This is a genomic window from Pseudomonas sp. N-137, assembly GCF_034555295.1.
Classification (GTDB): Bacteria; Pseudomonadota; Gammaproteobacteria; order Pseudomonadales; family Pseudomonadaceae; genus Aquipseudomonas; species Aquipseudomonas rhizophila.
This window is the reverse complement of the sequence record NZ_JAXUDQ010000030.1, coordinates 227,669-248,109: the sequence shown is the minus strand read 5'-3', so window position 1 is coordinate 248,109 and position 20,441 is coordinate 227,669. Positions and strand designations below refer to the sequence as shown.

At 60.5% G+C, this 20,441-nt stretch carries 17 protein-coding genes and 2 tRNA genes; 14 read left to right on the top strand and 5 right to left on the bottom strand.

Annotated elements, in window-relative coordinates; translation table 11 throughout:
- Positions 1-95 precede the first annotated feature (95 nt).
- From T3A99_RS22195 to T3A99_RS22180, 4 genes are all read left to right on the top strand, one after another.
- Positions 96-476, top strand: coding sequence for an MGMT family protein (locus tag T3A99_RS22195; RefSeq protein WP_171061418.1), 381 nt, complete (start codon positions 96-98; stop codon positions 474-476).
- A gap of 44 nt (positions 477-520) precedes the next feature.
- Positions 521-2,086 carry an AmpG family muropeptide MFS transporter gene (locus T3A99_RS22190; protein ID WP_047228430.1) on the top strand — a complete coding sequence of 522 codons (1,566 nt, stop codon included), beginning with the start codon at positions 521-523 and terminating at the stop codon, positions 2,084-2,086.
- Positions 2,087-2,216: 130 nt separating this feature from the next.
- Positions 2,217-3,932 carry a proline--tRNA ligase gene (locus T3A99_RS22185; protein WP_274090921.1) on the top strand — a complete coding sequence of 572 codons (1,716 nt, stop codon included), beginning with the start codon at positions 2,217-2,219 and terminating at the stop codon, positions 3,930-3,932.
- A gap of 17 nt (positions 3,933-3,949) precedes the next feature.
- A complete protein-coding gene (locus tag T3A99_RS22180) occupies positions 3,950-4,903 on the top strand; it encodes a hypothetical protein (protein ID WP_047228432.1) in 954 nt (317 codons plus the stop codon).
- A 177-nt stretch (positions 4,904-5,080) separates the two neighbouring features.
- On the opposite strand, the gene dinB is transcribed toward T3A99_RS22180, so the two are convergent.
- Entirely contained in the window at positions 5,081-6,142 is a 1,062-nt protein-coding gene (gene dinB, locus T3A99_RS22175) for a DNA polymerase IV (RefSeq protein ID WP_076386106.1), read from the bottom strand.
- 282 nt (positions 6,143-6,424) lie between these two features.
- Between dinB and T3A99_RS22170 the strand changes: the two genes are divergently transcribed.
- From T3A99_RS22170 to T3A99_RS22155, 4 genes are all read left to right on the top strand, one after another.
- Positions 6,425-6,501 (top strand) — tRNA-Met (locus T3A99_RS22170).
- A 254-nt stretch (positions 6,502-6,755) separates the two neighbouring features.
- Positions 6,756-6,832 (top strand) — tRNA-Met (locus T3A99_RS22165).
- Positions 6,833-6,984: 152 nt separating this feature from the next.
- On the top strand, positions 6,985-9,627 hold the full coding sequence (mprF, locus tag T3A99_RS22160; RefSeq protein WP_076386109.1) for a bifunctional lysylphosphatidylglycerol flippase/synthetase MprF: 2,643 nt from the start codon (positions 6,985-6,987) through the stop codon (positions 9,625-9,627).
- Positions 9,627-10,910 carry a virulence factor family protein gene (locus T3A99_RS22155; RefSeq protein WP_047230038.1) on the top strand — a complete coding sequence of 428 codons (1,284 nt, stop codon included), beginning with the start codon at positions 9,627-9,629 and terminating at the stop codon, positions 10,908-10,910. Before mprF ends, T3A99_RS22155 begins: the two co-directional genes overlap by 1 nt.
- A gap of 225 nt (positions 10,911-11,135) precedes the next feature.
- Here the strand turns inward: T3A99_RS22155 and T3A99_RS22150 are convergent, their stop codons facing one another.
- Positions 11,136-12,977, bottom strand: coding sequence for a potassium transporter Kup (locus T3A99_RS22150; RefSeq protein WP_416221562.1), 1,842 nt, complete (start codon positions 12,975-12,977; stop codon positions 11,136-11,138).
- A 334-nt stretch (positions 12,978-13,311) separates the two neighbouring features.
- Between T3A99_RS22150 and rimO the strand changes: the two genes are divergently transcribed.
- The 5 genes from rimO (at position 13,312) to tsaA (ending at position 17,304) form a co-directional block, all read left to right on the top strand.
- Positions 13,312-14,652 carry a 30S ribosomal protein S12 methylthiotransferase RimO gene (gene rimO, locus T3A99_RS22145; protein WP_322834809.1) on the top strand — a complete coding sequence of 447 codons (1,341 nt, stop codon included), beginning with the start codon at positions 13,312-13,314 and terminating at the stop codon, positions 14,650-14,652.
- A 157-nt stretch (positions 14,653-14,809) separates the two neighbouring features.
- Entirely contained in the window at positions 14,810-15,283 is a 474-nt protein-coding gene (locus T3A99_RS22140; protein WP_322834808.1) for a GNAT family N-acetyltransferase, read from the top strand.
- 73 nt (positions 15,284-15,356) lie between these two features.
- On the top strand, positions 15,357-16,067 hold the full coding sequence (locus tag T3A99_RS22135; RefSeq protein ID WP_047230034.1) for an rRNA pseudouridine synthase: 711 nt from the start codon (positions 15,357-15,359) through the stop codon (positions 16,065-16,067).
- Positions 16,068-16,129: 62 nt separating this feature from the next.
- Positions 16,130-16,591, top strand: a complete 462-nt coding sequence (locus T3A99_RS22130) for a DUF1456 family protein (protein WP_047230033.1) — start codon at positions 16,130-16,132, stop codon at positions 16,589-16,591.
- A 14-nt stretch (positions 16,592-16,605) separates the two neighbouring features.
- The gene (gene tsaA / locus T3A99_RS22125) at positions 16,606-17,304 is read left to right on the top strand and encodes a tRNA (N6-threonylcarbamoyladenosine(37)-N6)-methyltransferase TrmO (RefSeq protein WP_047230032.1); all 699 of its coding nucleotides are present in this window, start codon (positions 16,606-16,608) and stop codon (positions 17,302-17,304) included.
- Between the two features lie 207 nt (positions 17,305-17,511).
- Here tsaA and fpr read toward each other — a convergent pair whose 3' ends face one another.
- Positions 17,512-18,291: a ferredoxin-NADP reductase gene (gene fpr, locus T3A99_RS22120; protein ID WP_003184787.1), complete on the bottom strand. Its 780-nt coding sequence runs from the start codon at positions 18,289-18,291 to the stop codon at positions 17,512-17,514.
- Positions 18,292-18,412: 121 nt separating this feature from the next.
- Between fpr and T3A99_RS22115 the strand changes: the two genes are divergently transcribed.
- Entirely contained in the window at positions 18,413-19,339 is a 927-nt protein-coding gene (locus tag T3A99_RS22115; protein WP_047230031.1) for a LysR family transcriptional regulator, read from the top strand.
- Positions 19,340-19,350: 11 nt separating this feature from the next.
- On the opposite strand, the gene T3A99_RS22110 is transcribed toward T3A99_RS22115, so the two are convergent.
- Positions 19,351-19,713, bottom strand: coding sequence for a diacylglycerol kinase (locus T3A99_RS22110; protein ID WP_047230030.1), 363 nt, complete (start codon positions 19,711-19,713; stop codon positions 19,351-19,353).
- 69 nt (positions 19,714-19,782) lie between these two features.
- Entirely contained in the window at positions 19,783-20,436 is a 654-nt protein-coding gene (erdR, locus tag T3A99_RS22105; RefSeq protein ID WP_047230029.1) for a response regulator transcription factor ErdR, read from the bottom strand.
- Between the last annotated feature and the right edge of the window lie 5 nt (positions 20,437-20,441).

Sequence of the window (20,441 nt, the reverse complement as noted above, 5' to 3'; positions counted from 1 at the left end):
ATCCCCCGGGACGACACCTTAGCAAGGACTGACCGAAGTATTTGTAATGAGTTCATTTCTCAACCAACCTTGCGGGATTTAATCTACAAACGGCAATACGCCCTTGCCCAGGACACCTGAACGTGACTGATGCTCCCGCGGCCCCAGAGAACGCCGCCCAGATCCGCCGCACCACCCTGTACCTGACCCTGGCACAAGTGCCGGCCGGCAAGGTCGTGACCTATGGTCAGCTAGCCGAGATGGCCGGTCTGGGCCGAGCGGCGCGCTGGGTAGGGCGTACCCTCAGTCAGTTGCCGAACGACACAAAGCTGCCATGGCATCGAGTATTGGCTGCCGGCGGTCGGATCAGCCTGCCGGCCGGCAGCGCCTCAGGGGATGAACAACGCGCGCGCCTGCGCACGGAAGGGGTGAGTGTCCTGAATAATCGTGTTGATATTCAGCGCCATGGCTGGCGCCCGGTAGAGCACAGCGGTTAGAGTGCGCGCTTTGTTTTCGCAATTTTTGAGGCAGACTCCAGCCCATGCCCCGTAAAACCTGGCGCGCCGCCCTCGCCGCCTATGCCAGTCCCTCGACGCTCGTGCTGTTGCTGCTTGGCTTCGCCGCCGGCCTGCCCTACATGCTGGTGTTTTCCACGCTTTCGGTCTGGTTGCGCGAAGCTGGCGTGGCCCGCGAGACTATTGGCTACGCGAGCCTCATCGGCCTGGCCTATGCCTTTAAATGGGTCTGGTCGCCCCTGCTCGACCAATGGCGCCTGCCGCTGCTGGGCAAACTCGGCCGTCGGCGTTCATGGTTGGTGCTCTCCCAGGCCCTGGTGATCCTCGGCCTGATCGGCATGGGCTTCTGCGACCCGCAAAAGCACCTGTCATGGTTGATCGCCATCGCCGTGATCGTGGCTTTCGCGTCGGCCACCCAGGACATTGCCGTCGATGCCTATCGCCTGGAGATCGCCGACGACACCCGCCAGGCGGCCCTCGCCGCCAGCTACATGTCCGGGTACCGAATCGCGGCATTGCTGGCCACCGCGGGCGCACTGTTCTTCGCCGAAGGGTTCGGCTCCACCGGTTTCAGTTATAAGCACTCGGCCTGGGCAGGCACCTATCTGTTGTTCGGCGTGCTGATGGTCCCTGCGTTGCTCACCTCGCTATTCATGCGCGAACCGCCGGTGCCGCTACGCACCCAGTTGCAGGCCGGTCGCTATAGCTTCGTCCACCAGTTGGCCTCGGTGTTCGTACTCATCGTGCTGCTGGTGTCGGTACCGGCGATGTTCACCCAGCTCTATAACACCGACTTTGCCAGTGTCCTGTTCGAAGGCGTCAGCCTGCTGGACCTGCTGCTCGAAGACCGTGCCTTCCTGCGGGCCATTCTCTATATCACCCTGACAGCCCTGTGCCTTTCGGCCATGGGGCGCCGCGGGCTGGCGCCGGTGCTGACACCGGTCAACGATTTCATCCTGCGTTACCGCTGGCAGGCCCTGTTGCTGCTTGGGCTGATTGCCACCTACCGGATGTCCGACACGGTCATGGGCGTCATGGCCAACGTGTTCTACATCGACCAAGGCTTCACCAAGGACCAGATCGCCAGCGTCAGCAAGATTTTCGGGCTGATCATGACACTCGTCGGCGCCGGCATGGGCGGCTTGTTGATCGTGCGTTTCGGTATCCTGCCGATCCTGTTTATCGGCGGCGTTGCCTCCGCCGGCACCAATATCCTGTTTTTGATGCTCGCCGACATGGGCGCCAACCTGCAGATGCTGGTTGTCACCATCTCCCTGGACAACTTCAGCTCCGGCCTGGCCACTTCGGCGTTCGTCGCCTACTTGTCGAGCCTGACCAACCTGAAGTTCTCGGCCACCCAATACGCCCTGCTCAGCTCGATCATGCTGTTGCTGCCGCGCTTGATCGGCGGTTACTCAGGGGTGATGGTGGAGAAATTCGGCTATCACGACTTCTTCCTGATCACCGCCTTGCTGGGGGTTCCGACCCTGTTACTGATTGCCTTGCACTGGTATCAGGAAAACCGCCGCCAGGGTTCAGGCTCGGCTTCGGAGCCGGAACCGACACCCACGCGACCTGCGCAAGAATCTTAGGAAACTTCCAGCAAGCGCCGGCGAAACCGGCGCTCATGCCTGGCGACCGGCCACGCGCCTGTACGCCAGGGCATCTCGCCCGTACAATGCTCCGTCACTTCTCGTCATCAGCAACCGACAACGGCCAACCATGCGCACCAGTCAATTTTTGCTCGCCACACAGAAAGAAACGCCTTCCGACGCCGTCGTGATCAGCCACCAGCTTATGCTGCGCGCCGGCATGATCCGCAAACTCGCCTCGGGCCTGTACACCTGGCTGCCGATGGGTCTGCGTGTGATGCGCAAGGTAGAAGCCATCGTTCGCGAAGAAATGAACGCCGCCGGCTCTCTGGAAGTGTTGATGCCGGGCACCCAGCCGGCCGAGCTGTGGCAGGAATCGGGGCGCTGGGAAGAGTACGGCCCTGAGTTGCTGCGCATCAAAGACCGTCACGGTCGTGACTTCTGCGCAGGCCCGACTCACGAAGAAGTGATCACCGACCTGATGCGCAACGAGTTGAGCAGCTACAAGCAACTGCCTATCAACCTGTATCAGATCCAGACCAAATTCCGTGATGAAATCCGTCCACGCTTCGGCCTGATGCGCGGCCGCGAATTCATCATGAAGGACGCCTACTCGTTCCACACCGACCTGGCGTCGCTGCAAGCCACCTACGACCGCATGCACCAGGCGTATTGCAACGTATTCACCCGCCTGGGCCTGAAATTCCGTCCGGTTGAAGCCGACAACGGTTCCATCGGTGGCGCCGGCTCCCACGAGTTCCACGTACTGGCCGAGTCCGGCGAAGACGACATCGTCTTCAGCAACGGCTCCGACTACGCCGCCAACATCGAGAAAGCCGAGGCCGTGCCACGGGAAACCTCCCGTCCTGCACCGACCGAAGAACTGCGCCTGGTGGACACGCCAAACGCCAAGACCATCGCTCAACTGGTGGAAGGCTACAACCTGCCGATCGAACGCACCATCAAGACCCTGATCGTGCGCGCCGAAGAAGAAGGCAAGCTGATCGCCCTGATCATCCGCGGCGATCACGAGCTGAACGAAATCAAGGCCGGCAACCAGCCTGGCGTTGCCAGCCCCCTGGTCATGGCCACCGACGCCGAGCTGCGCGACGCCATCGGCGCCGGTGCCGGCTCCCTCGGCCCGTTGAACCTGCCGCTGCCGATCATCATCGACCGCTCGGTGGAGCTGATGAGCGATTTCGCCATCGGCGCCAACATCGATGACAAGCACTACTTCGGCGTGAACTGGGAGCGCGACCTGCCGGTTCCGGCCGTGGCCGACCTGCGCAACGTTGTGGCCGGCGATCCGAGCCCGGACGGCAAAGGCGTCCTGGAAATCAAGCGCGGCATTGAAGTCGGGCACATCTTCCAGCTGGGCAACAAGTACAGCAAAGCCATGAAGTGCGAAGTGCTGGGCGAGAATGGCAAGCCGGTGACCCTGGAAATGGGTTGCTACGGCATCGGCGTATCCCGCGTGGTCGCCGCGGCCATCGAGCAGAACAACGACGAGAAAGGGATCATCTGGAGCGACGCCCTGGCGCCATTCCAGATTGCCCTGGTGCCGCTGCGCTACGAGACCGAACTGGTTCGCGAAGCCACCGACAAGCTCTACGCCGAACTGACGGCGGCCGGCTTCGAAGTGCTGCTGGACGACCGCGACAAAAAAACCAGCCCCGGCATCAAGTTCGCAGACATGGAACTGGTCGGCATCCCGCATCGGATCGTCGTCAGTGACCGCAGCCTGGCCGAAGGCAACCTGGAATACAAAAGTCGCACCGAGGCCGAGCCGCAAGCGCTGCCGGTCGCTGACGTGCTGTCGTTCCTCCAGGCCCGTATCCGCCGCTGACACCAGATAGAGACGTCATGTTCAAGCGAAACACCTTAGGCCTCGGGGGCGCCGCGCTGTGCGGCGCCCTGCTGGTCAGCGGCTGTGCCAACCAAATGTCGCAACGCAGCGAGCACGAAGAGCGGGTCGAGCGCAAACTGCTCGACCATAGCCTGCATATCGAAGTGGGCGAGCCCAAAGTACTCGAACTGCCGCAACGTCGGGTGCGGATCAATGAGCAGAAGACCTTCGAAGTCACCGAATTCGAAGTCACCCGCCATTATGATCGCTATACGCCGTATCAGCCCTGGCGCGAAGTTTACGAAATTCCGCTGGGCGCGGTGGCAGTGGTGGCGGGTGTCGGCGCCAATGTGGTCAATGTGTTCGCTCTTGGCAACCTCCCAGAGAGCGCGACTCGAGACTGGATCAGCTACGGCTTCGCCGGGCTCAATCCATTCATGAACGTGCCGTCCCATGGCCGCGCCCAGCAGAACCTGGCCGGAATCGACGAAGTGCAACGCGACAAACGCGTCGAACACACGAGCCTGCCCTGGAGCGAACGCCCGGTACAGGTCAAGGCTGCCCGGCAAACCTTCGAACTGAGCACCGACCGCAATGGCGTGTTGCGTTTGAATCTGCTGGAAAGCCCGTTCGCCGAGCATGATCTGAGCCACTTCGGCAAGTTGCAGATCAGCGTGACGGACGCCCTGGACGAGGTACACACCGACTCGTCCCTGAGCATCAGCAGCACGTTGCGCGGCAAGCTGGTGGAAGCCCATGGGTTGATCTACGACGATCTGGAAGATGACGAGGTGAGCCAGTGGGTTCATCGGGTCAAGCGGCTGTCGGAGCTGGGGCTTGAAGAAGAGGCCAGCGAGCTGGAACAGAGCCTGATCGAACTGACCCGCAATGATCCGGAGTTACAGACCGAATTCCTCAAAGCCCTGACCAAGGATGGCGGGCGCCTGGTGGCGGATCCAGGAGCGAACTAGCAGCAAAACCTTGTGGCGAGGGAGCTTGCTCCCGCTGGGGCGCGCAGCGGCCCTCAAGCCTGCCACCTCGGTGTGCCAGACAAGTTGAATAAACTGTTTCTGGGGCTGCTGCGCAGCCCAGCGGGAGCAAGCTCCCTCGCCACAAGAGCCGGCAAAGCCTTCATGTAAGTGGCAGCCTCACCGCTCAAACAATTCCAACTGCTCAAACCCGCCTCGCAGATCCTCCAGCCGTACCCCTATCCCCAACAAACGCACCGGCTTGCCGCCGCGGTTGAATGCCTGGGTCAATAGCAACTGGTAACTGCCCAGATCGCGCCCTGCCCCGGCCTGCTCCAGGGTGGTCTGGGTGAAGTCGTGGAATTTCACTTTGACGAACGGCTTGCCCGGTCGATAACTACTGTCGATCCGGGCGATGCGCCCACTCAGGGACTGCATCAGCTCCGGCAGTTTATCGAGGCAGCTTGTCAGATCAGGCAGATCGACGTCGTAGGTGTTTTCCACACTGATGGACTGTCTACGGCTGTCATTGTGCACCAGACGCTCATCAATCCCACGGGCCAGGCTCCAGAGGCGCTCACCGAAACTGCCGAATTCGCGCACCAGCGCCAGCTTGTCCCATTGACGCAACTGCAGGCAATCGACAATGCCGAGCCTGTTCAGTTTGTCGGCGGTCACTTTACCCACCCCATGCAGCTTGCTCACCGGCAGGGCCGAAACGAAGTCTTCGACCTGATCCGGGGTAATGACGAACAAGCCGTTGGGCTTTTTCCAATCGCTGGCGATCTTGGCCAGAAACTTGTTGGGGGCGACGCCGGCGGACACCGTGATGTGCAGTTGATTGGAAACCCGCCGACGAATGTCCTGGGCGATGCGGGTGGCACTCCCACCGAAATGGGCACTTGCGGAGACATCCAGGTAGGCCTCATCCAGGGACAGCGGCTCGATCAAGTCAGTGTAATCGCTGAAGATCGTATGAATTTCCTTCGACGCCTCCCGATAGGCGTCCATCCGCGGCTTGACGATGGTCAAGTCAGGACAGAGCTTCAAGGCGTGCCCGGATGACATGGCCGAGCGCACACCGTAGGCCCGAGCCTCGTAGTTACAAGTCGCGATGACCCCGCGCCGGTCCGCCGAACCACCGACCGCCAGGGGTTTGCCGGCCAGCCGCGGGTCATCGCGCATCTCGATAGCGGCGTAGAAGCAGTCACAGTCGACGTGGATGATTTTGCGTTGCGTCATAAGAGAAGCGGATGTGCGACAAGTCGGGACGCCAGTATCGCACCGACAACTGTATATAGCACCAGTAGTTGAAAAGATCCTTCACTGCGACTGGAAAAAGCCTACGTGAATTTATTTCTTCAATCGTTGCGAAGCGTCCAATAGAGCGCCAGCCCTTGCCAGGCTTGCGTCACAGCGCTGTCACAATGCCCAGGACTTAGGCTAAGCAATTGAAGCTGAACAGATTTTCCTGGCGCCAGGGTTGACAGCCAGCCGATCCTCTGTAGAATGCCGCCACACAGACGCGGGATGGAGCAGTCTGGTAGCTCGTCGGGCTCATAACCCGAAGGTCGTCGGTTCAAATCCGGCTCCCGCAACCAAACATCAAGAAAGGCTACTCGAAAGAGTGGCCTTTTTTGTGGCCGTTTGTTTTTGAGCAAGGCGCCGTGAAGAGAAGACCTGCGAACCTCGCCCAACCCCACGGCGACGCAATGCAGACTGCCTGCTTGTAGGACAATTTCCTTTTGATTTCTTGTGTTTAGCTCGGTTGGCGACGAATTGGCCGTTTATTTGACCTCACCACCTTTTAACGGTTGACACTCAGGCGTTCGCCTGTAGAATGCCGCCACACAGACGCGGGATGGAGCAGTCTGGTAGCTCGTCGGGCTCATAACCCGAAGGTCGTCGGTTCAAATCCGGCTCCCGCAACCAAACATCAAAAAAGGCTACTCGAAAGAGTGGCCTTTTTTGTGCCTGTCGAAAAAAGCTTTCATGACAAATATTTTGTAATTATTTTTTTCGGCAGGGATTGGTAACTGAGCGGGTTGCCCCCATCCTGTCGCGCATAGTTCAAGAGGTGATTGATGCGCGCTCACTCGTCTGCCCCACAAGACACTGTTACTGCGGTACAACCGATCAAGGCCGGGCGCTTGCGCTGGCTGGAGCGTATCAGTCAGTACCGTCAGCCTATCGGCCTCGCTGTCACGCTGTTGCTGTTCGCCCTTGCATTGATTGCCTGTCGCCACCTGCTGAGCGAGCTCGATCTGTACGCTCTGCACGACTCGATCATGCAGGTGCCGCGCTCAGCCCTGCTCGGCGCAGTCGCCGCGACGGTCGTCGGATTCGTCATCTTGCTGGGCTATGAATGGTCCGCCAGCCGTTATGCCGGTGTGAAATTGCCCGCGAAAACGCTGATCCTGGGCGGATTCAGCGCTTTTGCCATCGGCAACGCCATCGGGCTCTCGTTATTGTCGGGGGGCTCGGTTCGCTACCGGCTGTATGCCCGCCATGGCCTGGGCGCGACAGATGTCGCCCACATGACCCTGTTCGCCAGCCTGTCCCTGGGCTGTGCACTGCCGCCGCTGGCAGCCCTGGCAACCCTCAGTGATCTGCCCGCCGCTTCCGCCGCCCTGCACTTGCCGGCCACCTGGCTGGGAGCGATCTGCGTGGCGGTGCTCCTGCTCACCTGTGCGCTGGCTATCGGCATCTACCGTCGGCGCCTGCCAGAACAGCCCTATCGGGACAGCCTGCTGATCAAGGCCGGGCGCCGCACCCTGCGCCTGCCGGGCCGACGCTTGACGCTCCTGCAACTGATCATCACCACGCTGGATGTCGCGGCGGCCGCCACGGTGCTGTACTTGTTGTTGCCCGAAACACCACCGTTCGGCGCCTTCCTGCTGGTGTACCTGTTGGCGCTGGCAGCCGGCGTACTCAGTCATGTACCGGGCGGGGTCGGGGTGTTCGAAGCGATCCTGCTGGCGGCCTTCGCCGACAAACTGGGGGCCGCGCCTTTGGCCGCCGCCCTGCTTTTGTATCGCTTGATCTATGTCCTGCTGCCGATGCTGGTGGCCTGTGTGTTGTTGCTGATCAATGAGGCGCAACGGCTGTTCCAGGCCCGCCAGTCCCTGCGGGTAGCGTCGGGCCTGGCGGCGCCGATCCTGGCGGTGCTGGTGTTCCTCTCGGGCGTGGTGCTGCTGTTTTCCGGCGTGACCCCGGAAATCGATACTCGCCTGGAGCACATTGGTTTCCTGATCCCTCATCGGCTGGTGGACGCCTCGCACCTGGGCGCCAGCCTTGTGGGCGTGTTGTGCCTGTTGCTCGCCCAGGGTCTGCGCCGTCGCTTGTCTGCTGCCTGGATGCTGACCACCGTTTTACTGTTGGTGGGCGCCCTGCTCTCACTGCTCAAGGGCTTCGATTGGGAAGAGGCCACGCTGCTGACGCTGACGGCCAGCTTGTTGGCGGTGTTCCGGCGTTCGTTTTATCGTCCGAGTCGCCTGACCGAGTTGCCATTTTCGCCGCTGTTTCTGATTGCCAGCCTATGCGTGCTCGGCGCGTCAATCTGGCTGCTGCTGTTTGCATACCAGGACGTGCCCTACAGCCATGAACTGTGGTGGCAATTCACCCTCGATGCCGACGCACCTCGTGGTCTGCGCTCACTGCTGGGCGCGGCGGTGCTGCTGGTGGTGGTGTCCCTTACCTGGCTGCTGCGTACCGCCCGCCCGGTGATCCAGCTGCCGGCGGCAGAAGAACTGGAGCGAGCCAAAAAGATTCTCATGGCCTCTTCACAACCCGACGGCGGCCTGGCCCTGACCGGTGACAAGGCATTGCTGTTTCATCCCAACGACGAAGCATTTCTGATGTATGCCCGCCGTGGCCGCAGTCTGGTGGCATTGTACGACCCGATCGGCCCTACCCAGCAACGCGCAGAAATGATCTGGCAGTTCCGCGACCTTTGCGATATCCATCATGCGCGCCCGGTGTTCTATCAGGTTCGCGCCGAGAACCTGCCGTATTACATGGACATCGGCCTGACCGCGATCAAGCTGGGTGAAGAAGCACGGGTCGACCTCAAGCATTTCGATCTCGAAGCCAAGGGCAAAGAGATGAAGGACTTGCGCTACACCTGGAACCGCGGTACCCGGGACGGCCTGTCGCTGGAGATCCACGAACCGGGCCAGGCGCCGATGGATGAGCTGAAGGTCATTTCCGACGCCTGGCTGACCGGCAAGAACGTGCGGGAAAAAGGCTTTTCACTTGGCCGCTTCAGCGATGACTACCTCAAGCATTTCCGCATCGCAGTGATTCGTTTCGAAGGCCGCCCGGTGGCGTTCGCCAATCTGCTGGAGACGCACAGCCATGAATTGGCCAGCCTCGACCTGATGCGCGCCCATCCCGACGCCCCGAAACTGACCATGGAATTCATGATGGTCGGGCTGATTCAGCATTACAAAGCCCATGACTATGCCCGCTTCAGCCTCGGAATGGTCCCCCTGTCGGGCCTGCAACCGCGACGCGGCGCACCGCTGACCCAGCGTCTGGGTTCGATGGTGTTCCGCCGTGGCGAACAGCTCTACAACTTCCAGGGCCTGCGCCGTTTCAAAGATAAATTCCAGCCTGACTGGGAACCTCGTTACATGGCCGTGCCCGCCGGACTCGATCCGCTGGTAGCTCTGGCCGATACCGCCGCCCTGATTGCAGGCGGCCTGACTGGATTGGTGAAACGCTGATGATGCAACGCTCCTGGCGATACGTAGTGGCCACCCTGTTGGTGGTGGCGGTGATTCTCGGTGGCGGTTACTGGTACTGGAACCGCCCTGCCCCGCAACCGACCCTTGAACAGCTGACGCCGGTCGACGGTGCCCCCATGACCCGGATCATTCCCGGCACCCCGCCCCGCGCCCAGGTGCTGGTGGCGGTCAACGAAGAGCAGAAACTCAGCGACACGCAATTGCTGACCCTCAGCCGCAGCGGCTCGGCGCAGATCGTCCAGGTGATCCTGCCCAAGGACTGCATGCTGCAAGGCCGTGCCCTGCAGGCCGGCCTGAAGCAGCTCCAGGGGCCGGCAACGCTGGTCAGCGGTATCGGCCCCGGAGCCGTGCTGGCCTGGCGCTGGCTGGCGGAGCAGAAGAACGACAAGGCCCAGGCCGTTTCGGTGGACCTGGCCCTGGAAAAACCCGGCTGCACCCACCTGCTGCCTAAAAGCGCGGCCCACGGCCACTGGCTGGTGGCCTGGAATGACAACCCCGACGACACCAGCGCCGGTTTCGTACGGGATCAACCGAACGCTGAAACCAGCATCAGCAACTACGACATCAACCTGCCACAGGTGCTGAACAACGAACTGCACAAGATCCTGGTAGGCACCGACCAGGGCGGCCTGAGCATTCCCGTAGTGGAAGTGCCGGCCAGCCAGGCCCGGGACACCGTGACGCTGTTTCTCTCCGGAGACGGCGGCTGGCGGGACCTGGATCGGGACGTGGCCGAAGAAATGGCCAAGATCGGTTACCCGGTCGTCGGCATCGACACCCTGCGCTACTACTGGCAGCACAAGAGTCCGGAACAAAGCGCCCAGGACCTCACCGAACTGATGCAGCACTACCGTCAGGTCTGGGGCACCAAGCGCTTCATCCTGACCGGATATTCCTTCGGCGCCGACGTACTGCCCGCAATCTACAATCGCCTTCCGGCCAGCGAACAGCAAGGGGTCGACGCAATCATCCTGCTGGCCTTCGCGCGCACCGGCAGCTTCGAGATCGAAGTCGAAGGCTGGCTCGGCAATGCCGGCACCGAAGCCGCCACGGGCCCGGAAATGGCCAAGCTGCCCGCCGACAAAGTGGTGTGCATCTACGGCGTAGAAGAAGCGGCTGAAAGTGGCTGTACCGACAAGACCGCGGTGGGCGAAGCCATCCAGCTACCTGGTGGTCATCATTTCGACGAGAACTATCCGGCGCTGGCCAAGCGCCTGGTGGACGAAATCAACAAGCGCCAGAACAAGAACGCCGAACAGTGAACTGAGGCTGGTTTTTTGTGAACCCTGCGAACCTAATGTGGCGAGGGGATTTATCCCCGCTCGAGTGCGAAGCACTCGCACAGGTCATGAACCCAGGAAAATCCAGAGGGTTGCTTCGCAACCCAACGGGGATAAATCCCCTCGCCACAAATTGTTGTCCACTCAACCCCACGCCCACCAAAAAGCCCCCGCTGCCACAAGGCAACGGGGGCTTTTTTGTTTGGGCTACATTTCCACCTGGGTCCCCAGTTCAATCACCCGGTTCAGCGGCAAATTGAAAAAGCGCAAATTGCCGTTGGCGTTTTTCAGCATGAAGGCGAATAGCACTTCGCGCCAACGGGCCATGCTTTCAAGCTTGGAAGCGATGACCGTCTCGCGGCTGAGGAAATAGGTGGTGCGCATCGGGCTGAAGTCCAGCTCATCCAGATGACACAGCCTGAGCGCCTGTGGCACGTCCGGTTCGTCAGTGAAACCAAAGTGCAGGATCACCCGGAAGAAACCTTCGCCGTAGGAATCCACCTCGAAGCGCCGTTGCGGCGGCACCCGGGGGATGTCTTCGTACACCACCGTCAGCAGCACCACTTGCTCGTGCAGCACCTGGTTGTGCAACAGGTTATGGAGCAGCGCGTGAGGCACGGCATCCGGGCGGGCAGTGAGGAAAACCGCCGTGCCCTTGACCCGATGGGGAGGTTCGACACGGATGCTGCTGATAAATACCGGCAACGGCAGAGCGCCTTCATCCAACCGATCTACCAACAGTTCCTTCCCGCGCTTCCACGTGGTCATCAGAATGAACAACACGATCCCCGCCAAGACCGGAAATGCGCCGCCCTGCAGGATTTTCGGGACATTGGCGGCAAAGAACAGACCGTCCACCAATAGAAAACCGACCAGCAACGGCACCGTCAGCAGAGGTGGCCATTTCCACAGCAGCAACGCCACCGCCGACACCAGGATGCTGGTGATCAGCATGGTGCCGGTCACTGCCACGCCATAGGCAGAGGCCAACGCGCCGGACGACTCGAAGCCAAGCACCAGCAGGATCACGCCAACCATCAACGCCCAGTTCACCGCGCCGATGTAGATCTGCCCTTGTTCGGCGCTGGAGGTGTGCTGGATGTACATGCGCGGGATATAGCCGAGCTGGATGGCTTGGCGTGTGAGGGAAAACGCGCCGGAAATCACCGCTTGGGATGCGATCACCGTGGCGAAGGTCGAGAGCACCACCAGCGGCACCAGCGCCCAGCCTGGGGCCAACAGATAAAACGGGTTACGAGCGGCCTCCGGGTTCTCCAACAGCAAGGCGCCCTGACCGAAATAGTTGAGCACCAGTCCTGGCAACACCAGGACGAACCAGGCCCGGGCAATCGGTTTGCGGCCAAAATGCCCCATGTCCGCATACAAGGCTTCGGCGCCGGTCAAGGCCAGTACCACGGCCCCCAGGATCGCAACGCCCCCCCCCGGATGCACCATGAAAAAGCGCACGCCCCAGGCCGGGTTCAACGCCTCGAGCACCTGCGGATGCTGGACAATGCCATGAATGCCCAGGCCGCCAAGGACCACGAACCACAGCACCATGACCGGCCCGAACAATTTACCGATCCGATCGGTCCCGTGTTTCTGAATCAGGAAAAGCGCCACCAGAATCACCAGCGCCATCGGCACAACCCAGTGATCCAGCCCATCAAAGGCCACTTCCAGACCCTCCACGGCCGACAATACGGAAATGGCCGGGGTGATCATGCTGTCACCGTAAAACAACGAGGCGCCGATCAGCCCGAGAATCACCAGCACCGAACGCAACCGGGGATAAGGGGTGGACGCCCGCCGGGCCAGCGCGGTCAACGACATGATGCCGCCTTCGCCCTGGTTGTCGGCGCGCAGGATAAACAGCACGTATTTGATCGAGACGACCCAGACCAGCGACCAGAAGATCAGCGCCAGAATCCCGAACACTCCGTCATGGTTGACCTGCACACCATATTGACCGGAAAACACTTCCTTGATGGTGTACAAGGGACTGGTGCCGATGTCGCCATAGACCACCCCCGCGGCGGCCACCAACATTCCCACGGGCCTGGCCGCTGCATGCCCGGTACCCGACACCTGACTCTCTGCCTGCTCCATCCAACACTCCCACTACCTGATCCGCGCTGCTGGAAAGAAGCACCCTGATTGACCTTGCGTCCAGGCCACCTTACTTCCTGTTACAGACAAATGATTGACTGTAGAGATTCAGTTGCGCTGGACGGCGCGAAGCATAGCGCAGCACTCGTCGTTTTTCCCCGTATAAAGCTGGTCAAGCGCTTCCAGCACCGCTAGAATTGCGCACTTTTTGATCAGAGGCGCGTCAAGCGTCCTGTCTCCACAAGAGACGATCTCCCCTACACCGAGGTTAGACATGTCCACCACTACCGCGCCGACCAACCCCAAGGTTGGCTTCGTATCCCTGGGTTGCCCGAAGGCTCTGGTCGACTCCGAGCGCATCCTGACCCAGCTGCGCATGGAAGGTTATGACGTCGTATCCACGTACCAGGACGCCGACGTGGTAGTGGTCAACACCTGCGGCTTCATCGATTCGGCCAAGGCCGAGTCCCTGGAAGTGATCGGCGAAGCCATCAAGGAAAACGGCAAGGTCATCGTGACCGGCTGCATGGGTGTGGAAGAAGGCAATATCCGCGACGTGCACCCCAGCGTGCTGGCCGTGACCGGTCCGCAGCAGTACGAGCAGGTCGTCAATGCCGTGCACGACGTAGTGCCGCCCCGCCAGGACCACAACCCGCTGATCGACCTGGTGCCGCCGCAAGGCATCAAGCTGACCCCGCGCCACTACGCTTACCTGAAGATTTCCGAAGGCTGCAACCACAGTTGCAGCTTCTGCATCATCCCCTCGATGCGCGGCAAACTGGTGAGCCGCCCGGTGGGTGATGTGCTCGACGAGGCCCAGCGCCTGGTCAAGGCCGGCGTCAAGGAGCTGCTGGTGATCTCCCAGGACACCAGCGCTTATGGCGTCGACGTGAAATACCGCACTGGTTTCTGGAACGGCGCGCCGGTGAAAACCCGCATGACCGAACTGTGCGAAGCCCTCAGCACCCTCGGCGTGTGGGTCCGCCTGCATTACGTCTACCCGTATCCGCATGTCGACGAACTGATCCCGCTGATGGCCGCCGGCAAGATCCTGCCGTACCTGGACATCCCGTTCCAGCACGCCAGCCCGAAAGTCCTCAAGGCCATGAAGCGCCCGGCTTTCGAAGACAAGACCCTGGCCCGCATCAAGAACTGGCGCCAGATCTGCCCGGACCTGATCATCCGCTCGACCTTCATCGTCGGCTTCCCTGGCGAAACCGAGGAAGACTTCCAGTACCTGCTGGATTGGCTGACCGAAGCCCAGCTCGACCGCGTCGGTTGCTTCCAGTATTCGCCCGTCGAAGGCGCACCGGCCAACGACCTGGACCTGGATGTGGTGCCGGACGAGGTCAAGCAGGATCGTTGGGAGCGTTTCATGGCGCACCAGCAGGCCATCAGCTCGGCGCGCCTGCAAATGCGCATCGGCCGTGAAATCGAAGTACTGGTGGATGAAGTGGATGAACAAGGCGCCGTGGGCCGCTGCTTCTTCGACGCCCCGGAAATCGATGGCAACGTATTCATCGACAACGGCAGCAATCTCAAGCCGGGCGACAAGGTCTGGTGCAAGGTGACCGACGCTGACGAATACGATCTGTGGGCTGAACAGATCGGTTGAGCTGCTGCTTCACAGACTCAGTGTGATACCTGTGGGAGCCGAGCTCCCACAGGTTCTTTCACAGGCCGAAAAATTGAAGAGCCTCGCTATCCTCACAAGATGCGAGGCTTTTTTGCAGCTATCGTATGGAGATATCCAGCACAAGGAGCAGGCGGGCATGCGTCAGCATTCGGTCATCCACACACCGAAATCCAGCGACTATCAGGAACTGACCCGGGTCTGGGAGGCCTCGGTACGCGCCACCCACGATTTTCTGCCGGACAGCTACATCGAACTGTTGAAGAACCTGGTGCTCACCCGTTACCTGGACGCGGTCATGCTCATCTGCACCCGGGACACTCGCCAGCGCATTACCGGTTTCGCCGGCGTCGCAGCCGGCAAGATCGAGATGCTTTTCATCGACCCGCAACACCGTGGCCAGGGCCTGGGCAAACAGCTGTTGCGTTATGCCATGGAGCACATGAACGCCGATCAACTGGATGTCAACGAACAGAACCCGCAAGCCTTGGGTTTTTACCTAAAGCAAGGCTTCGAAGTGGTCGGCCGTTCGGCAAAGGACGGCATGAACCAGCCGTACCCGTTGCTGCACATGCGCTACAAACAGCCCGACCTGAAGGCCCAACGCGGCTAAAAGGCAAATGGACCCGCGATTAACCGGCGCCAGGCAGGTACAATGCCCACCCTCTTTTTGTTACGGCCCTGTCATGACTGACCCGATTCGTCTCTCCAAACGCCTCATCGAACTCGTCGGCTGTTCCCGTCGGGAGGCTGAGCTGTTCATCGAGGGCGGCTGGGTCACCGTGGACGGCGAAGTGATCGACGAACCGCAGTTCAAGGTCACTACCCAGAAAGTCGAACTCGACCCCGAGGCCAAGGCCACCGCGCCAGAGCCGGTCACCCTCCTGTTGAACGCCCCGGCGGGCATGGATGCAGACACGGCGATGGCGTCCCTTGGACCACAGACCCTGAGCGAAGAACACCGCTTCGGCAAGCGCCCCCTCAAGGGCCACTTTCTGCGCCTGACCGCCAGTGCCGACCTGCAGGCCAACGCCAGTGGGTTGCTGGTGTTCACCCAGGACTGGAAGATTCTGCGCAAGCTCACCGCCGACGCCGCCAAGATCGAGCAGGAATACGTGGTGGAAGTCGAAGGCGAAATGGTCGCCCACGGCCTCAATCGCCTGAACCATGGCCTGACCTACAAAGGCAAGGAGTTGCCGGCGGTCAAGGCCAGTTGGCAGAACGAGAACCGCTTGCGCTTTGCCATGAAGAACCCGCAACCGGGGGTGATCGCGCTGTTTTGCCAGGCGGTCGGCCTCAAGGTGGTGGCCATTCGACGCATCCGCATTGGCGGCGTGTCCATCGGTAAGGTGCCCTTGGGCCAGTGGCGTTACCTGTCCACCAAAGAGAAGTTCTAGTTTCTTTTTCCGGCGCCGCACCGAGCTGCGGTGCCCACTGCCGATTGATCAGGATTGCACACATGGTTCACAACGACGTACTTCGCAGCGTGCGCTACATGCTCGACATCAGCGACAAAAAAGTCATCGAGATCATCAAGCTGGGTGGCCTGGAAGTGCCCATGGCGGATCTGGTGGGTTACCTCAAGAAAGACGAGGAAGAAGGCTTCGTGTTCTGCCCTGACGAAGTCATGGCGCATTTTCTCGACGGCCTGGTGATCTTCAAGCGCGGCAAGGACGAAAGCCGTCCACCGCAGCCAATCGAAGTGCCGGTCACCAACAACATCATCCTCAAGAAGCTGCGGGTGGCCTTCGAACTGAAGGAAGACGACATGCACGCCATCCTCAAGGCCGCGGAGTTCCCGGTGTCCAAGCCGGAACTGAGCGCATTGTTTCGCAAGTTCGGCCACACCAACTACCGCCCGTGCGGTGACCAGTTACTGCGCAACTTCCTCAAGGGTCTGACGCTGCGCGTTCGCGGCTGATTTCCCGCCGAACCATGACCTACAACGTCTCCCCCATCGGCTACGTCCGCTCCTGCTTCAAGGAGAAGTTCGCCATTCCCCGTCAACCGCAACTGGCCCCGGCCGCGCGCGGTGTGCTGGAGTTGGTGGCGCCATTCGATCAGGGCGATGCGGTGCAGGGCCTGGAGCAGGTCAGCCATGTCTGGCTGCTGTTCCTGTTCCACCAGGCTCTGGAAGACAAGCCACGGCTGAAAGTGCGCCCGCCGCGTCTGGGCGGCAATAAGTCCATGGGGGTGTTCGCCACTCGCGCCACCCATCGCCCCAACGGCATCGGCCAGTCGGTGGTGAAACTGGAGCGGGTCGAAGCCGGGCGCCTGTGGATCTCGGGCATCGACTTGCTGGACGGCACCCCAGTGCTGGATATCAAACCCTACGTGCCCTACGCAGACATCATCGGCTCGGCGCACAACAACATCGCCAGCGCAGCGCCTGAGCTGATTGCGGTGCGATGGGCCAGCTCTGCCCTGCATCAGGCCCGCGACCACGCCAAGCGCCTGGAAGAACCCCTGGTGGAGCTGATCGAACAGTGCCTGGCCCAAGACCCACGTCCGGCGTACCAGATTCCTACGCCCGAACGGGAATATGGTGCACAGTTCTGGGATCTGGATGTGCGTTGGCATTATCCGCAGCCCGGGGTGATCAAGGTGCTGGAAGTGATTCCGGCGAAATCGTAACAGCCAGAAACGAAAAAGCCCGCGCTGCCTTCTTCAGGTAGCGCGGGCTTTTTCATGGGTAACTGCAGACCGGGTTGCGGCTATCGCGAGCAGGCTCGCTCCCACCTTTGAACTTCAGTGGCCACAAGATTTGTGTTCCCACATATTCCATTGTGGGAGCGAGCCTGCTCGCGATGGCGATCGATCAACCACCGCATAAACCGAGGCTTACTTCTCTACAAACGCCCGCTCGATCAGGTAATCACCCGGCTCACGCATGCGTGGCGAAACAGTCAGGCCGAAGCTGTTGAGCACTTCGCTGGTCTCGTCGAGCATGCTCGGGCTGCCGCACAGCATGGCGCGGTCGTCCTGCGGGTTGATCGGCGGCAGGCCGATGTCGCGAAACAGCTTGCCGCTGCGCATCAGGTCGGTCAGGCGGCCTTCGTTCTCGAACGGTTCGCGAGTAACGGTCGGGTAGTAGATCAGTTTGTCACGCAGCGCTTCGCCAAAGAATTCGTTCTGCGGCAGATGTTCGGTAATGAACTCGCGATAGGCCACTTCATTGACGTAACGTACGCCGTGGCACAGGATCACTTTTTCGAAACGCTCGTAGGTTTCCGGATCCTGGATCACGCTCATGAATGGCGCCAACCCGGTGCCAGTGCTGAGCAGGTACAAATGCTTGCCAGGCTTGAGATCGTCCAGCACCAGGGTGCCGGTGGGCTTCTTGCTGATGATGATCTCGTCGCCTTCCTTCAGATGCTGCAACTGGGAAGTCAACGGGCCGTCAGGCACCTTGATGCTGAAAAATTCGAGATGCTCTTCCCAGTTCGGACTGGCGATCGAGTAAGCGCGCATAAGCGGGCGGCCGTTGGGCTGCTGCAGGCCGATCATCACGAACTGACCGTTCTCGAAGCGCAGGCCCGGATCACGGGTGCACTTGAAGCTGAACAGAGTGTCGTTCCAGTGATGAACACTGAGGACACGCTCGTGGTTCATGTTGCTCATGTACGGGGACTCCTGGGAATGATGCCTGCGTCGTTAATTTGCGCAATTGCATCGCATTCTAATGGCGGCGACAATATCTGTTAAATGAATTATTAAGATAAGGGTTATCGGTTATATCGATATGCGATTTACTCTACGTCAACTTCAAGTCTTCGTCGCCGTCGCCCAGCAAGAGAGCGTGTCCCGTGCCGCGGGCCTGCTCAATCTTTCGCAGTCGGCGGCCAGCACCTCCATCACCGAACTGGAGCGCCAGTCCAGCTGCCAATTGTTCGACCGCGCCGGCAAACGCCTGAGTCTCAATGCCTTGGGCAAACAACTGCTGCCCCAGGCGGTGGCGCTGCTGGACCAATCCAAGGAGATCGAAGACCTGCTCAACGGCAAGTCCGGTTTCGGCTCACTGGCGGTCGGCGCCACCCTGACCATCGGCAATTACCTGGCGACCTTGCTGATCGGCAGTTTCATGCAGCGTCATCCAGAAAGCCAGGTGAAGCTGCATGTGCAAAACACTGCCAATATCGTGCACCAGGTTGCTCACTATGAAATTGATCTGGGTCTAATCGAAGGCGACTGCAGCCATCCGGACATCGAGGTCCAGAGCTGGGTCGAGGATGAACTGGTGGTGTTTTGCGCCCCTCAACATCCGCTGGCCAAACGCGGCCAGGCGACCATGGAGGAACTGACCCATGAGGCGTGGATTCTGCGGGAGCAAGGTTCCGGCACCCGCCTGACCTTCGACCAGGCCATGCGTCACCATCGCAGTGCGCTGAACGTGCGTCTGGAACTGGAACACACCGAAGCCATCAAGCGAGCCGTGGAATCGGGCCTGGGGATTGGCTGCATTTCACGCCTGGCCCTGCGTGACGCCTTCCGGCGCGGCAGTCTCGTAGCCGTGGAAACCCCGGACATGGACCTGGCCCGGCAGTTTTATTTCATCTGGCACAAACAAAAATACCAGACGTCGGCCATGCGCGAATTCCTCGAACTGTGCCGGGCATTCACCGCTGGCGTGCAGCGCAGCGACGAAATCGTCCTGCCCCCCATTGCCTGAGCGCCGGGGCACTAGAGCAAAATCAGGCCCCACACCAAGGCAATCATGCTCAAAGCAACGAACTGAGCGGCACTGCCCATGTCCTTGGCATTTTTCGACAACGGGTGCAGCTCCAGGGAAATGCGGTCGATGGCCGCCTCCACCGCCGAGTTGAGCAACTCCACGATCAATGCCAGCAGGCAGACCGCAATCAGTAGCGCCTGCTCGACACGGCTGACATTCAGGAAGAACGACAACGGAATCAGGATGACGTCGAGCAAGACCAACTGACGAAACGCGGCTTCACCGACGAAGGCCGCGCGCAGGCCGTCCAGAGAATAGCCGGAGGCGTTGAGGATGCGTTTCAGGCCGGTTTGGCCTTTAAAAGGCGACATAAGTGGGCAACTGATCAAAAGGGGTGGAGAAGCTAATTCAAACCCGGTCAAAAAAGCGTGAACAAAACGCTACGATTGCGGTGAAATAGACTCAAGTTGCTGCAGCAGCAAGGCCGCCTGGGTCCGGGTGCGCACATTCAGTTTACGAAAGATTGCAGTGACATGGGCCTTGATGGTGGCTTCGGACACGTTCAACTCATAGGCAATCTGCTTGTTCAGCAGGCCTTCACACACCATGGTCAACACGCGGAACTGCTGCGGAGTGAGGCTGGCCAGCCCTTCGCTGGCGGCCTTGGCTTCGTCGGACACGCTCACAGCTTCGAATGCCTGGGGAGGCCAGGACACATCGCCATCCAGGACCGCCTTGACGGCTACCTGGATCATCTCAAGGGAACTGGATTTAGGAATGAAACCACTGGCGCCGAACTCCCGGGCCTTGACCATCACCGAAGCTTCTTCCTGGGCCGATACCATCACCACAGGAATTTGCGGGTATTGGCCGCGCAGCAAGACCAGCCCGGAAAAACCATAGGCGCCCGGCATGTTCAGATCCAGCAGCACAAGATCCCAATCGGCCTTTTCAGTCAGCCGGGCCTCCAGTTCCGCAATACTGGCCACTTCCGTGAGTCGGACATCGGGGCCCAGCCCCATGGTCACCGCCTGATGTAACGCGCTGCGAAAGAGCGGATGGTCATCGGCTATCAGGATTTCGTATGTGGCCATTTTTC

Excerpts from the sequence above, each read along its gene's own strand:
- erdR (WP_047230029.1), bottom strand. The coding sequence starts at position 20,436 with ATGGCCACATACGAAATCCTGATAGCCGATGACCATCCGCTCTTTCGC.
- rimO (WP_322834809.1), top strand. The coding sequence starts at position 13,312 with ATGTCCACCACTACCGCGCCGACCAACCCCAAGGTTGGCTTCGTATCC.
- T3A99_RS22135 (WP_047230034.1), top strand. The coding sequence starts at position 15,357 with ATGACTGACCCGATTCGTCTCTCCAAACGCCTCATCGAACTCGTCGGC.
- T3A99_RS22150 (WP_416221562.1), bottom strand. The coding sequence starts at position 12,977 with ATGTTGGTGGCCGCCGCGGGGGTGGTCTATGGCGACATCGGCACCAGT.
- T3A99_RS22190 (WP_047228430.1), top strand. The coding sequence starts at position 521 with ATGCCCCGTAAAACCTGGCGCGCCGCCCTCGCCGCCTATGCCAGTCCC.
- T3A99_RS22115 (WP_047230031.1), top strand. The coding sequence starts at position 18,413 with ATGCGATTTACTCTACGTCAACTTCAAGTCTTCGTCGCCGTCGCCCAG.
- mprF (WP_076386109.1), top strand. The coding sequence starts at position 6,985 with ATGCGCGCTCACTCGTCTGCCCCACAAGACACTGTTACTGCGGTACAA.
- tsaA (WP_047230032.1), top strand. The coding sequence starts at position 16,606 with ATGACCTACAACGTCTCCCCCATCGGCTACGTCCGCTCCTGCTTCAAG.
- T3A99_RS22140 (WP_322834808.1), top strand. The coding sequence starts at position 14,810 with ATGCGTCAGCATTCGGTCATCCACACACCGAAATCCAGCGACTATCAG.
- T3A99_RS22180 (WP_047228432.1), top strand. The coding sequence starts at position 3,950 with ATGTTCAAGCGAAACACCTTAGGCCTCGGGGGCGCCGCGCTGTGCGGC.
- fpr (WP_003184787.1), bottom strand. The coding sequence starts at position 18,291 with ATGAGCAACATGAACCACGAGCGTGTCCTCAGTGTTCATCACTGGAAC.
- dinB (WP_076386106.1), bottom strand. The coding sequence starts at position 6,142 with ATGACGCAACGCAAAATCATCCACGTCGACTGTGACTGCTTCTACGCC.
- T3A99_RS22110 (WP_047230030.1), bottom strand. The coding sequence starts at position 19,713 with ATGTCGCCTTTTAAAGGCCAAACCGGCCTGAAACGCATCCTCAACGCC.
- T3A99_RS22185 (WP_274090921.1), top strand. The coding sequence starts at position 2,217 with ATGCGCACCAGTCAATTTTTGCTCGCCACACAGAAAGAAACGCCTTCC.
- T3A99_RS22155 (WP_047230038.1), top strand. The coding sequence starts at position 9,627 with ATGATGCAACGCTCCTGGCGATACGTAGTGGCCACCCTGTTGGTGGTG.
- T3A99_RS22130 (WP_047230033.1), top strand. The coding sequence starts at position 16,130 with ATGGTTCACAACGACGTACTTCGCAGCGTGCGCTACATGCTCGACATC.